Raw genomic sequence first — 13,673 nt, forward strand, 5'->3', positions numbered from 1 at the left:
GACCGCGCAGTGCGGGGCTACGACCGCTACGAGGCTGACGACCACCTCTCGAAGTTCGAAGCCGAGATGGAGCGGCTGAAGACCGAGCGGGAGAAGGCCGTCCAGCACGCCGACGACCTCGGCTACCAGGTCGAGGTGTTGCGCGCCAAGCTGCACGAGGCGCGCCGCACCATCATGTCCCGGCCCGCCTACGACCACGGCGATCTCGGCTACCAGGCCGAGCAGTTGCTCCGCAACGCCCAGATCCAGGCCGACCAGCTCCGCACCGACGCCGAGCGCGAGCTGCGCGAGGCCCGCGCCCAGACCCAGCGGCTCCTGCAGGAGGTCGCCGAGCGGCAGGCCCGGCTGGAGGCCGAGCTGCACACGGAGGCGGTCGAACGCCGCCGCCGGCTCGACGAGGAGCTGGCCGAGCGGCGCCAGACCGTCGAGGCGCACGTCAACGAGAACGTCGCCTGGGCCGAGCAGCTCCGCGCCCGGACCGAGGCCCAGGCCCGCCGGCTGCTGGACGAGTCCCGCGCCGAGGCCGAGCAGTCCCTCGCCGCCGCCCGCGCCGAGGCGCACCGCCTCACCGAGCAGGCCCGGGAGCGGCTGGGCAGCCAGGCCGAGTCGGCCCGCTCCGAGGCCGAGCAGATCCTGCGCCGGGCCCGCACCGACGCCGAGCGCCTGCTGACCGCCGCCTCCAACCAGGCGCAGGAGGCCACCGACCACGCCGAGCAGCTCCGCACCTCCACGGTCGGCGAGTCCGAGCAGGCGCGCCGCCAGGCCTCGGAGCTGACCCGGGCCGCCGAACAGCGCATGAAGGAGGCCGAGGAGGCGCTGCGCACGGCGCGCGCCGAGGCCGACCGGCTGCGCGAGCAGGCGGAGGCCGAGGCGGGCAAGAAGCTCAGCAGTGCCGAGTCCGCCAACGAGCAGCGGATGCGCACCGCCAAGGCGGAGATCGCCCGGCTCGTCAACGAGGCCACCAAGGAAGCCGAGACGATCAAGGCGGAGGCCGAGCAGCTGCGGGCCGACGCCCGGGCCGAGGCCGACCGGATGCGCGCGGAGGCCGAGGAGGCCGCCCGGTCCAAGGTCGCCGAGGACTCCGCCGCCCAGCTGGCGAAGGCGGCCCGCAGCGCCGAGGAGCTGCTGACCAAGGCGGAGGAGGACGCCAAGGCCACGACCCGCGCCGCGGCCGAGGAGGCCGAGCGCATCCGCCGCGAGGCCGAGGCCGAGGCCTCCCGGCTGAGCAGCGAGGCCGCCGACGCCGCCGAGCAGGTCAAGGGCGCCGCCAAGGACGACACCAAGGAGTACCGCGCCAAGACCGTCGAACTCCAGGAGGAGGCACGGCGGTTGCGCGGCGAGGCCGAGCAGCTGCGGGCCGACGCCGTCGCGGAGGCCGAGCGGCTGCGGGGCGAGGCCCGCCGCGAGGCCGTCCAGCAGATCGAGGAGGCCGCGAAGCAGGCCGAGGAACTGCTGGCCAAGGCCAAGGCCGACGCCGAGGAGCTGCGCAACAACGCCGGCTCCGAGAGCGAGCGCGTCCGCACCGAGGCCATCGAGCGCGCCACCACGCTGCGCCGGCAGGCCGAGGACGCCCTGGAGCGTGCCCGGGGCGAGGCGGAGGAGCTGCGCAAGGAGGCTCTCGCCCAGGCCCGGAAGACGGCCGACCAGGCCGTCGAGGAGGCCACCCAGCTCCGCGAGGAGGCCGAGCAGGCCGCCCGCGACCGCCGGGCCGAGGCCGCCGAGGAACTGACCCGGCTGCACACCGAGGCCGAGGAGCGGGTCACCACGGCCGAGGAGGCGCTGCGCGAGGCCCGTACGGAGGCCGAGCGGCTGCGCCGGGAGGCCGTCGAGGAGACCGACCGGCTGCGCACCGAGGCCGCCGAGCGGCTGCGCACCCTCCAGCAGCAGGCGGAGGAGGACGCCGAGCGGCTGCGCGCGGAGGCCGCGGCGGACGCCTCCTCGGCGCGCGCCGAGGGTGAGTCGGTGGCCGTGCGGCTGCGGACGGACGCCATGGCGGAGGCCGAGGAGCTGCGGGCGCAGGCTCAGGAGACGGCCGACCGCATCCGCGCGGAGGCGGCGGCCGCCGCCGAGCGCACGGGCGCCGAGGCCGCCGAGGCGCTGAACGCCGCCCAGGAGGAGGCCGCCCGCCGCCGCCGGGAGGCGGAGACGCTGCTGGGGGACGCCCGCGAGGAGGCGGACCAGGAGCGCCGCCGGGCCCGGGAGCAGTCCGAGGAGCTGCTGGCCTCCGCCCGCAAGCGGGTGGGGGAGGCGCAGTCGGAGGCCGCGCGGCTGCTGGAGGAGGCCGAGCGGCGGGCCGCCGAGCTGGTCGGCGCCGCCGAGCAGACCGCCCAGCAGGTACGGGACTCGGTGGCCGGGCTGCACGAGCAGGCCGAGCAGGAGATCGCCGGGCTCCGGTCGGCCGCCGAGCACGCGGCTCAGCGCACCCGCGAGGAGGCGCAGGGCGAGGCGGACCGGGTCCGCGCGGACGCCTACGCCGAGCGGGAGCGGGCCTCGGAGGACGCCACCCGGCTCCGGCAGGAGGCGCGCGACGAGACGGACGCCGCCAAGTCCATGGCCGACCGCACGGTCTCGGAGGCGATCGAGGAGGCCGAGCGGCTCCGTGCCACCTCCCGCGAGGAGGCCAACAAGCGGCGCTCGGACGCCGCCGTGCAGGCGGACCGGCTGCTGGCGGAGGCCACCGAGGAGGCGGACCGGCTGCGCCGGGAGGCCGCCGAGGCCGTCACCTCGGCCCAGCAGCACGCGGCACGCACCCGCGCCGAGGCGGCCCGCACCAAGGCGGACGCGGAGGCGGCGGCCGAGCGGCTGCGCCGCGAGACGCAGACGGAGGCGGACCGGGTGCTGGACGAGGCGCGGAAGGCCGCGGCCCAGCGCCGGTCGGACGCGGCCGAGCAGGCGGACCAGCTGGTGGAAAGGGCCCGCGAGGAGGCGCTGCGCGCGGCGACGGCGGCCGAGGAGCAGGCGGACACCATGGTGGGCGCCGCCCGCCGGGAGGCCGAACGGATCGTCGGCGAGGCGACGAACGAGGGCAACGGCGTGGTGGAGCGGGCCCGTACCGACTCCGACACCATGCTGAGCGAGGCCCGCCGGGACGCCACCGCGATCCGGGAGCGGGCCGAGGAGCTGCGGACCCGGGTCGAGGCCGAGATGGAGGAGCTGCACGAGCGGGCGCGCCGGGAGGCCGCGGAGGCGGTGAAGTCGGCCGGCGAGCGGGTCGACAAGCTGGTCACGGCGGCGTCCGAACAGGTCGCGGAGGCCGAGAAGAAGGCGGAGAAACTGCTCTCGGAGGCCAGCAGCGAGGCCAGCAAGGTCCGCATCGCGGCGGTGAAGAAGGCCGAGGCGCTCCTCAAGGAGGCGGCACAGAAGAAGGCGGAGGTCGAACGCGAGGCCGAGGCGATGCGCGCGGAGGCGGCGGCCGAGGCGAAGCGGACGGTCGACGAGGGACAGCGCGAGCTGGATGTGCTGGTCCGCCGGCGCGAGGACATCAATGCCGAGATCTCACGGGTCCAGGACGTTCTGGAGGCCCTGGAATCCTTCGAGACGCCCGGTGCGGCCGGGGGCGCGAACGGGGTCAAAACGGCCGCGGCAGCGGGGGCCGCTCGTTCGGGTGGCAAGGGTTCCGACAGCTAGCCACTCAAAAGAGGGGTCATTCTCCACATCAAACCGTCAATGACTCGATGACACGCCGTACAGGCGCCTAGGATTCGGTCTATCACCTCACCGGTCTCTTTCAGTCTCTTTCGACAGGAACCCCATGAGCGACACTTCCTCCCCCTTCGGCTTCGAGCTCGTGCGGCGTGGATACGACCGCGGCCAGGTGGACGACCGCATCACCAAGCTCGTCGCCGACCGCGACAGCGCACTGTCGCGCATCTCCGCCCTGGAGAAGCGGATCGAGGAACTGCACCTCGAGACGCAGAACGCCCAGGCCCAGGTAAACGACTCCGAGCCCTCGTACGCCGGTCTCGGCGCCCGGGTCGAGAAGATCCTCCGCCTCGCCGAGGAGGAGGCCAAGGACCTGCGGGACGAGGCCCGCCGCGCCGCCGACCAGCACCGCGAGCTGGCCGAGTCGGCCGCGCAGCAGGTCCGCAACGACGCCGAGAGCTACGCCAACGACCGCAAGCAGAAGGCCGAGGACGAGGGCTCCCGGATCGTCGAGCGCGCGAAGGGCGAGGCGTCCACGCTCCGCGCCGACGCGCAGAAGGACGCCCAGGCGAAGCGCGAGGAGGCCGACGCCCTCTTCGAGGAGACCCGGGCCAAGGCCGCCCAGGCCGCCGCGGACTTCGAGACGAACCTCGCCAAGCGCCGCGAGCAGTCCGAGCGCGACCTCGCCTCCCGCCAGGCCAAGGCCGAGAAGCGGCTCGCGGAGATCGAGCACCGGGCCGAGCAGCTCCGTCTGGAGGCGGAGAAGCTGCGCACCGACGCCGAGCGCCGCGCCCGCCAGACGGTGGAGACCGCGCAGCGCCAGGCCGAGGACATCGTGGCCGACGCCAACGCCAAGGCCGACCGGATCCGCAGCGAGTCCGAGCGCGAGCTGGCGGCGCTCACCAACCGCCGCGACAGCATCAACGCCCAGCTGACCAACGTCCGCGAGATGCTGGCCACGCTCACCGGCGCGGCCGTCGCCGCGGCCGGTAACCCGGACGACGAGACCGCCGGCGTCCCGGCCCAGCAGCGCGGCTGACACCACCCCGGCCCGTACGCGGCCGGACGGGCCGTCCGTCCCGTCCCGCCCCCGAGCCCATGCCGTGCCCCGCCCCCGCCCCCGGGTGTCGGGGGCACGGTGGTGTCCGGGCGGTGCGGGCCCGGTCCGTACCCCCGGGCCGGGTCAACGCGCCCCGCCCCGCGGCCCGTTGCGGGGTCGGAGCACGCTCCGCGGTGGTGCCCGGCCCGTTCGCCGGTAGTCTCGTGGGACCTCAGGGGGCACCACACCACTCGGACTGCGCAACGGACCACCGGACCCGCGCGGCCCCCGACCCATCCGGCGAGGGGCGGAGCATGATCGAGGCAGTCGGCCTGACCAAGCGCTACGGCGCCAAAACGGCCGTGTACAACTTGTCGTTCCAGGTACGGCCGGGCGCCGTGACCGGTTTCCTGGGGCCCAACGGCTCCGGGAAGTCGACGACGATGCGCATGATCCTGGGCCTGGACGCGCCCACGGCCGGGCGGGTGACGATCGGCGGGCATCCGTTCCGCAGACTGCCCAACGCCCCGCGCCAGGTGGGTGCGCTGCTGGACGCGAAGGCCGTGCACGGCGGGCGCAGCGCCCGGAACCATTTGCTCTCCCTCGCCCAGCTGTCCGGCATCCCGGCCCGCCGGGTCGACGAGGTGCTGGGCGTGGTGGGCCTGCAGGACGTGGCCCGGCGGCGGTCGAAGGGCTTCTCCCTCGGCATGGGACAGCGGCTCGGCATCGCCGCGGCCCTGCTCGGCGACCCGCAGGTGCTGCTCTTCGACGAGCCGGTCAACGGCCTGGACCCGGAGGGCATCCTCTGGGTGCGGAATCTGATGAAGGGCCTCGCGGCGGAGGGCCGGACGGTCTTCGTCTCCAGCCATCTGATGAGTGAGATGGCGCTGACCGCCGACCACTTGATCGTGATCGGCCGCGGGCAGCTGCTCGCCGACATGAGCGTCCGGGACTTCATCGCGCACCACTCGGCCGGGTTCGCCCGGGTGCGGACCCCGGCGGACGCCCCGGAGCAGCGGGAGAAGCTGACCGCCGTGCTGAGCGGGGCGGGCGGCCACGTCCTGCCCGAACAGGACGGCGCGCTGCGGGTGTCGGGCGTGCCGCTGCCGCGGATCAGCGACCTGGCGCACGAGGCGGACGTCCGCCTCTGGGAGCTCTCGCCGCACCAGGCCTCGCTGGAAGAGGCGTATATGCAGATGACGCAGGGGGCGGTCGACTACCGCTCGACCCTCGACCCGCGGGCCGGCCTGCGGGCGGCCGTACCGGGCCCGGCGGGTCCGGGGTACGCCCCGCAGGGCGGTTACGCGCCGCAGCCCGGTTACGCACCGCAGGCTCACGAGGGCCACCCGGGTCAGGCGCCGGGCCAGGCGCCGCCGCCCGGCGGCTTCCCGCCCCCCGGGACGGCCGCACCCGGGCCGTTCCCGGGACCACCGCAGCCGAACCCGTACGCCGCGCCGCAGCCGGTTCCCGCCGCCGTGCCGCCGGCGTCCGCCGCGCCGGACGGCGCCGCCCCCGGCCCCGACCCGATGAAGCGTGACACCGAGGAAGCCCGATGACGACCCCTCCCAGCCGCAGCCCGGAAGCCCGGCCACCCCGCCGCAGGACCCGCCGCCCACGCCGCCGGCGAGCAGCTCACCGGAGCAGCGGCCCCCGGCCGCGCAGCCCTCCGCCGGGCAGCCGCCCGCCGGGTCCGGGACCGCACAGCCGGCGGCCGCGCAGCCCGCACCCGGACCGCGGAACACCGTGCGACTCGCCCCGGAGAGGCGGGCCGGGGACCAGCCGTCGCCGAACCGGGGAGAGGACCCCCGCAGCCACCGGCCGGACCCGGAGACACCGGCACCGGGGCAGGCACAGGCGCAGCAGTCCCCGGGCAGGCACCGGCCGTCCGCCCTCCGCCGCGCCGGGACCGTACGGGCAGGCCCCCGCCCCCGTACCGCCGCAGCAGATTCAGCACCGGAACCAGCACCAGGCGCACGCGCAACCGCACCAGCCGTACGGCGCCCACCCGCAGCAGGGGCAACAGCAGCCCGGCGGCCCCGGCCCGCTGGCCGCTCAGGGCGGGTACGCCTCGCCGATCCCGGTGCGCGACGCCCATCTCGGGCACGCCATCGCCGCGGAGTGGACCAAGATCCGCTCGGTCCGCTCCACGGTCTGGACGCTGGCCGTCCTGGCGTTCCTCGTGCTCGGGATCGGCTTCGTGATCAACGTCTTCACCGACGACAGCGACTACGGGACCCAAGCACCCATCGCCAACGGCCTGTTCGGGCTGATTCTCGGCCAGATCTGCGTCGTCACGCTCGGCGTGCTGGTGATCACCTCGGAGTACGGCACCGGCCTGATCCGCACCACCCTCACCGCCGCACCCCGGCGTTCCCGGGTGCTGACCGCCAAGGTGCTGGTCTTCCTGGCGGTCTCGTGGACGGTCACCACGGCGGTCTGCACGCTCACCGCGCTGATGGGCGCGGGGATGCACAGCGGGCCGGGAGTGGCCTCGGCGGACGGCGGGCAGTGGGCCGGGGCGACGGTCCTCGCCGGGCTCTACGTCTCGCTGCTGGGTCTGCTCGCCCTCGCCGTCGGCACCCTGCTGCGGCACTCGGCGGGGGCCATCACGGCGATGCTGGGCGTGGTCCTGCTCCCGGCGATCCTTCCGGCGTTCCTCCTCTTCTCGGAGAGCATGCGGCCCGCGGCGGAGAAGATCCTGGAGTACAACGCCATCAACTCACTGGCCTCACTGCACCGGGTCAACGACAGCGGTGACGGGCTGAGCCAGCTCCTGCTGCTGGCCGTCGTCACGGCGGTCGCGCTCGCCGGCGCCTACGCCGCGCTGGAGAAGCGGGACGTCTGAGGCCGGCCCGGTAGCCCCCGCCGGGGATCAGTACCGGGGCGCGTTACGGGACCGCTGCACCCGCGTGGTGCGGCGGTCCCGGGCGTTCCAGCACGCCCGGTGCCAGTGCCGCCGGTCGTCGACCGGCCCCAGCTGTGCCCAGGCCACCACGTGCGGCTGCCCCTGCGGGATCTCCTGGTCGCAGCCGGGGCAGCGGTACCGCTTGGCCGCGGTGGAGCCGCCGACCGGCCGCACCACCCATTCCTCGCCGCGCCAGCTCTCCGTTCTGCCCCAGGCGCCGAACGGGGTCTCCTCTTCGTCCCCCTCGCGGCGGCCGCCGCCGTACGGTGTGGGCTTGCTGCCGCCGCCCCGGGGGCGGTTACGACGGGGGGACACGGGCTGCACCTCGCGGGGTATCCGAAGGGTGGACGGTCTGCCGCCCCCCAGCCTACGCGCCGGGCCCGCCCCGGTACCGGATCCGCAGAAAACCGCATCACCGCCTCCGATCGCCCGAAATCCTCGGAATCCCCAATAACCCTGATAATCAGCAGAACTTCACGGGAGACCGTGCCCTTGGCACGTGTCGGGCGTTGTTGCCGGTAGGGGAGGCAGCACGCCGTCCGCGAGGAGGCAGAAGGCGATGCAGGTAGGAGTTTTCGTACTGGCCGCGCAGTTCCCCGGCCAGGGAGCGGACGAGGCGCTGCGCCGCGCCGTGTGCACCGCGGAGGAGGCGGAGCGGGCGGGGCTGGACGCGGTCTGGCTCGCCGAGCACCACTTCGTGCCGTACGGGGTGTGCCCGTCCGCGGTGACGCTCGCCGCGCTGCTGCTCGGCCGCACCCGACGGATCGGGGTCGGCACCGCGGTCAGCGTGCTGCCGACCACGCACCCGGTGGCGCTCGGCGAGCAGACGGCGCTGCTCCACGTCGTCTCGGGCGGGCGGTTCACCCTCGGCGTCGGCCGCGGCGGCCCCTGGGTGGACCTGGAGGTGTTCAACGCGGGCCTCGCGGCCTACGAACGGGGCTTCCCCGAATCGCTGGACCTGCTGCTGCGCTGGCTGCGCGAACCCCGGGTGGCGGCCGACGGCGAGCGGTTCGGCTTCCGGGAGGTGCCGGTGGTGCCGCGCCCGAGGGAACTGCTGGAGCCGGCCGAGGGCCCGCCGGTGGTCGTGGCCTGCACCTCGCGGGCGAGTGTGCGGCTCGCCGCCGAGCGCGGTCTGCCGATGCTCCTGGGCATGCACTGCGGGGACGAGGAGAAGGCCGGCATGGTCGCCTTCTGGCGCGACTGCGCCCGGGAGGCGGGCCGGCACCCGGAGGAGATCGCGGCGGCCGGTCATGTCTCGGCCGGTGTGGCGCAGATCGGCGACTCCCGCGACCATGCCGCCGAGGCGCTGCTCAAGGCGATGCCCGGCTGGCTGCGCCAGGGTCTGGAGGCCCATGTCACGGTGGACGGCCGGGAGCGCCGGATGCGCGATCCGCGCGCGTACACCGAACTCCTCTGCGCGCTCCACCCGGTGGGCCCGCCGCGGCTCTGCGCCGACCGGCTCGCGGCCACCGCCGAGCGCACCGGCATCAGCCGGTTCGCCCTGCTGGTGGAGGGGTCGGGAGATCTCACGGCGACCGAGGAGAACGTCCGGCGGCTGGGCGCCGAGGTGCTCCCCCTGCTCACCTGAGCCGCGGCGTCCGCCCACCGCACCACGGCACGGCACGGCGCCGCCCCGCGACCGGAAACGTTCCGGGTGCGGGGCGGCGCCGGGAGCTCTCAGCAGTCGCGCATCTGGGGCGACTGGTTCAGGATCTGGCCCCGTACGGAGGTGAAGCGCGCGAGCCTCTCGTCGGAGGCACCGGCCGTCGGGAAGACGGCCACCCGGTGGCAGTTCTGGAACGCCAGCCGGACCCCGAAGTGCCGCTGCAGAGCCCCGCGTATCGCGTCGCTCGCCAGCGCTCGGAGCAACTGGCCACGCGCCTGTTCGTCTGGCGGCGGCACCTGGTTGTCGGCGAACTCCCCGCCGTCGACCTTGAGCTGGGCCACCAGAGAGCTGATCATCTCCCATGCGTACGGCAGGGAGGTCCGGACGCAGTCGACGAACTCCGCTTCATCGACCTCGCCTCGCTCGGCCTGTTCGAGCAGGGCCGGTGAGACGTCCAGCGACATGGGGTTCTCCTCTCGCACCCCCGCAGGGGTCCTCGGACGGCGAAGGGGAGCCGCGACGGAGCGTGCCCGGACGACGACTTCCCGCATCCACGGTATGCCGCTCCCTCCGGCCGCACCAGGAGAATGGTGACAACCAGCCAGCCGCCGAAGGGGCCCATCCAGGGCGAATCGCGTGGAGGCGGGACGGTCGAGTAGCGTGCGGGCCATGCGTCTCGTCATCGCTCGCTGCTCCGTCGACTACGCGGGCCGGCTCACCGCCCATCTGCCCTCCGCGCCCCGGCTGATCCTGGTCAAGGCCGACGGCAGTGTGTCCGTCCACGCCGACGACCGGGCCTACAAACCCCTCAACTGGATGTCTCCGCCGTGCACCCTCAAGGAGGGTGACGACGCCGTGTGGACGGTGGTGAACAAGGCGGGCGAGAAGCTCATCATCACCATGGAGGAAATCCTCCACGACTCCTCCCACGAACTGGGAGTTGACCCGGGGCTGATCAAGGATGGCGTGGAAGCACACCTCCAGGAACTCCTCGCCGACAGGATCGAGACACTGGGCGAAGGCTATGCGCTGATTCGGCGTGAATACCCCACTGCCATCGGACCGGTGGACATCCTCTGCCGGGACGCCGACGGCGGGACCGTCGCGGTGGAGATCAAGCGGCGTGGTGAGATAGACGGGGTCGAGCAGCTCACCCGGTACCTCGAACTCCTCAACCGCGATCCCCATCTGGCGCCGGTACGGGGCGTCTTCGCGGCCCAGGAGATCAAGCCGCAGGCCCGGGTGCTCGCCACCGACCGCGGCATCGGCTGCACCGTGCTCGACTACGACGCCCTGCGCGGCATCGAGGACGACAAGCTCAGGCTCTTCTGAGCCCGACCGCGCTCCGCGCGGCACACAGGGACACCCCCGGCTCCGCGGGGACATGAAGGGGGTGCCCGCTCCGGCGCCCCCGCTCCGCGGGGCAGCCCCACCGGGAACCCGCTCGGACCTCCGGCCCGGCCGGCCCGGGCAGTCCGGCCGCCCCCGGCCCGGCACGGCTCAGATGACCGGGATCTCCTCGCCTTCGCCGGTCGCCCTGCCGGCCGAGGCCGGCGCCGGCCCGGACGTCGAGGCCGACGCCGTGCCGCCGCCGACCGGGGAGACGGGCGCGGGCTCGCTCGCCGTGTTGGTGGTGCCGCCGCTCGCGGTGGGCGAGGGGCTGGTCGGCTCCTCCGTCGGGTCGTCCGGCGGGTCCTCGGAGGTCGGTCCCCCCGTAGGTTCCGTCGGGGACGGCTTCTTGGTGGGGGTCGAGTTCCCCGAGCCGCCCGTCGATCCGCCCGAGCTTCCCGATCCCCCGGAACCGCCGGAGGAGCCGCCCGGACCCGTCGTCCCGGACGCGCTGGGGCCATCGCTCTCCGAGGGGCCGCCTTCCCCCGAAGCACTGGGGTCCGGGCTCTCCGACGCCGGTGCCTCCGTTCCGGCCCGGCCGCTCTCCACGGGCTCCGGGCCCCGGGTGGAGTCCTCCGTCGGCTCCTCGGCGGGGAGGCCGCCACCGCCGTCGTCCTCGTTGGCGGACTGCTCGGAGATGACCCGGTCGGGCGGCCCGTCCTCGCCCCCGGAGGTGGCGCCGAGGGTCACCACGGTGCCCAGGACCGCGGTGAGCAGGGCCCCGGCGCTCACGGCGGCGATGTTGCGCCGGGCGCCCTTGAGCAGGGTGAGGGGGCGGCCGGGTCCCCGGCCGGAGCCCTTGGCGGTGCCGGGCCGGGCACCCGGTGCGGCACCCGCGCCGCCGGCCACCAGCGCCGGCGTCACGGCCGTGGCACCGGTGTCCGATGCCCGGCCGGCGGTGAGTGCGCCGAAGGCGCTGGTGACGGCACCGGGCGGGGTGGCGGACTCCTCGGCGTGCGCGGCGGGGATCTCGTCGCCCGGCACCGCGCCGCCCGCCGCGTGGTCGAAGCCGCCCGCCTTGTCCTCGACGAGGGCGAGCGCCCGGCGGCCCGAGACGGCACCGCGCCGGTCCGCGAGGACGCCGCGGAGCGCGATGGACGCCTCCAGCTCGGCGCGGGCCCGGTCGAGCTTGCCGGTGCAGAGCGCGAGTACGCCCAACTCGTGGTGGAAGTACGCCTCTTCGGCGACCTCCCCGGAGATCCTGGCGGCCTCCTGTCCGTGCCGCAGGGCGCGCTCCCAGGCGCTCCAGTTCAGCGCGGCGGCCAGCACGGGTGCGGCCGTGCGGGCCAGCAGGACGGCGGTGCTCGGGTGGCCGGGCTCCTCGCCGGAGACGAGGACGGCCATCGCCGCGAGCATGGCCTCGGACTCGGCGGCGGCCCGCTCGGGGACGACGGACGGGTGACCCGCCCACCAGGCGTAGTGCCGGCCGGCGAGGTGCGCTCGGTCCGCGGTGCCCTCCCCGTAACCGGCGGCCTCCAGCTGGGTGGCGACGCCCGACGCGAGGCGGTAGTGCCCGGCGACCGGGGTGACGAGGCCGCAGGCGAGGAGTTCGCCGAGCGCGGCGTCGGCGTGGCTGTCGCCGGCGAGCGCCGGGAGGTGGGCGTGATGGGGGCAGTCGCCGCCGAGGGCGAGGGCCAGCCGCAGCGTCTCGCGGGCGGATTCGCTCAGCCGGGAGGCCAGCAGGGCGGCGGGCGCGGCGGCCTCGGCGAGGGTCGGCAGCGGTACGGCCGCCGCCGCGGCCTCGGTGCCCTCCGGGCCGCTGACGGTGTCCACGGCGGCCGGACGGTCCTCGGCGTCCTCGGTGCGCGGCCCGTCCTCCGGGCCGGCGCCGCCGAAGGCGTCCGGGTCGGCGCGCAGGGCGTCCCGCTGCCTGAGCAGGGCTCCGGCCTGGACGAAGCGGAGCGGCAGGCCCTCGGACTCGAACCACAGGTCTCCGGCCCAGGCCTCCTCGTCCTCCTCCAGCGGGCGGTCCACGACGTGCCGGAGCAGTTCGGTGCAGGCGCCGCGGCTGAGGCCGGGGAGGAGCACCTCCTCCACGTGCGCGTCGGCGGGCGGGGCGGCCACGTCGGGAGTGGCGGAGAAGAGGAAGGCGCACTCGGGGGTGGCGTCGAGCAGTTCGCCGAGCGCGGCGCCGCCGCATCCGAGGTCGTCGAGGACGATGACGGCGCCGATGCGGCGGACGTGGGCGAGCAGGTCCTCGCGGGCGGGCCGGTGGCCGGGGGCGTCGTACACCGCGTCGAAGAGGTCGTACAGCAGGTCCGAGGCGGTGCGGCCGTGGCCGGAGAGCCGGACGACCCCGTCCGGCGCGAGGTCGGTGCACTCCTCGGCCACGGCGTCCAGCAGGACGGTGCGGCCGGAGCCGGAGGGGCCGGTGACGCGGACGGACCGGCCGCGGGCGAGGAGGCCGCGGAGCCGTATCCGCTCCTCGGCGCGCTCCAGCAGCGGAGTGGCGGAGACGGCGGGCACGGCCGGGTCGGCGGGCACCGGCGGCGGAGTGGCACGGCCGCGGCGGGCGCGCTCCGCCGGGGTGCGGCGGGCGGGGCGGCGGGCCGCTGCGCCGGCGGGCAGACCTCGACCTCGCTGCCGTCGAGCGGATTGACCGTCAGCAGGTACTCGCCGGCGGTCAGCGTGGTGGTGCGGACGGGCGCGGAGGTGGGGGCACCGGCGACGAGCTCGGAACGGGCGGCCTTGGCCGGGACGGGCAGCGCGGCCTCGCGCCGGTGGAACTCCGGAGGGCCGGGCGTGCCCTCGGCGTCGTGCCGTGCGCCCGGACGGTCGTCGTGGTGGTGGCCGTGCTCTTCCGGCCCACGGTGGTTCGGGTCCATGGTGAAGCCCCCAGGTACGTCGCGTGCCGATGCTCTCCCGGCCGGTCACTCCCCCGGCGGGGGCCGGAGGGTGCCCCCAGCCGTCGCGTGGTCCGGGGGGCGTCGCGGAGTGTGGGATGCCGCGCGTCCCGCACTTTAGACGGTCGTACGGGCTCCGGGAAACAGCGGGAGGGCCTGCGAACGCGAACGTCATGTGTTTGTGAGGTAAAGCGGCAGTCGCACTGGTCACGGCAGTGCGCACGGGACCGCTCACGGCACCGCCGGGCG

General features: G+C 75.3%; 9 protein-coding genes. 6 read left to right on the forward strand and 3 right to left on the reverse strand.

Annotation, left to right across the window (positions count from 1 at the left end; translation table 11 throughout):
* Positions 1–9 precede the first annotated feature (9 nt).
* The 4 genes from scy (at position 10) to E4N63_RS09725 (ending at position 7,526) form a co-directional block, all read left to right on the forward strand.
* Positions 10–3,627 (forward strand): polarized growth protein Scy, encoded by a 3,618-nt coding sequence (gene scy / locus E4N63_RS09710; RefSeq protein WP_308188779.1) that lies wholly within the window; start codon positions 10–12, stop codon positions 3,625–3,627.
* Positions 3,628–3,751: 124 nt separating this feature from the next.
* Positions 3,752–4,681, forward strand: coding sequence for a cellulose-binding protein (locus tag E4N63_RS09715; RefSeq protein ID WP_125625674.1), 930 nt, complete (start codon positions 3,752–3,754; stop codon positions 4,679–4,681).
* Between the two features lie 314 nt (positions 4,682–4,995).
* Entirely contained in the window at positions 4,996–6,237 is a 1,242-nt protein-coding gene (locus E4N63_RS09720) for an ABC transporter ATP-binding protein (protein ID WP_230240426.1), read from the forward strand.
* Positions 6,238–6,725: 488 nt separating this feature from the next.
* Entirely contained in the window at positions 6,726–7,526 is an 801-nt protein-coding gene (locus E4N63_RS09725) for an ABC transporter permease subunit (protein ID WP_267134314.1), read from the forward strand.
* 27 nt (positions 7,527–7,553) lie between these two features.
* Here the strand turns inward: E4N63_RS09725 and E4N63_RS09730 are convergent, their stop codons facing one another.
* Positions 7,554–7,901 carry an ATP/GTP-binding protein gene (locus E4N63_RS09730; RefSeq protein ID WP_125625889.1) on the reverse strand — a complete coding sequence of 116 codons (348 nt, stop codon included), beginning with the start codon at positions 7,899–7,901 and terminating at the stop codon, positions 7,554–7,556.
* Positions 7,902–8,145: 244 nt separating this feature from the next.
* Between E4N63_RS09730 and E4N63_RS09735 the strand changes: the two genes are divergently transcribed.
* Positions 8,146–9,174 (forward strand): LLM class flavin-dependent oxidoreductase, encoded by a 1,029-nt coding sequence (locus tag E4N63_RS09735; RefSeq protein WP_230240427.1) that lies wholly within the window; start codon positions 8,146–8,148, stop codon positions 9,172–9,174.
* An 89-nt stretch (positions 9,175–9,263) separates the two neighbouring features.
* Here the strand turns inward: E4N63_RS09735 and E4N63_RS09740 are convergent, their stop codons facing one another.
* Positions 9,264–9,656 (reverse strand): SCO5389 family protein, encoded by a 393-nt coding sequence (locus E4N63_RS09740; RefSeq protein WP_125625891.1) that lies wholly within the window; start codon positions 9,654–9,656, stop codon positions 9,264–9,266.
* Between the two features lie 205 nt (positions 9,657–9,861).
* Here E4N63_RS09740 and nucS point away from each other — a divergent pair, with 205 nt between their 5' ends.
* Complete coding sequence (gene nucS, locus E4N63_RS09745; RefSeq protein ID WP_043459648.1) at positions 9,862–10,524, forward strand: endonuclease NucS; 663 nt, start codon at positions 9,862–9,864, stop codon at positions 10,522–10,524.
* Between the two features lie 168 nt (positions 10,525–10,692).
* Here the strand turns inward: nucS and E4N63_RS09750 are convergent, their stop codons facing one another.
* On the reverse strand, positions 10,693–13,065 hold the full coding sequence (locus E4N63_RS09750) for an ATP-binding protein (RefSeq protein WP_308188672.1): 2,373 nt from the start codon (positions 13,063–13,065) through the stop codon (positions 10,693–10,695).
* Positions 13,066–13,673: the final 608 nt, after the last annotated feature.

Source organism: Streptomyces sp. MNU89 (assembly GCF_020982505.1).
Taxonomy (GTDB): Bacteria; Actinomycetota; Actinomycetes; order Streptomycetales; family Streptomycetaceae; genus Streptomyces; species Streptomyces xinghaiensis.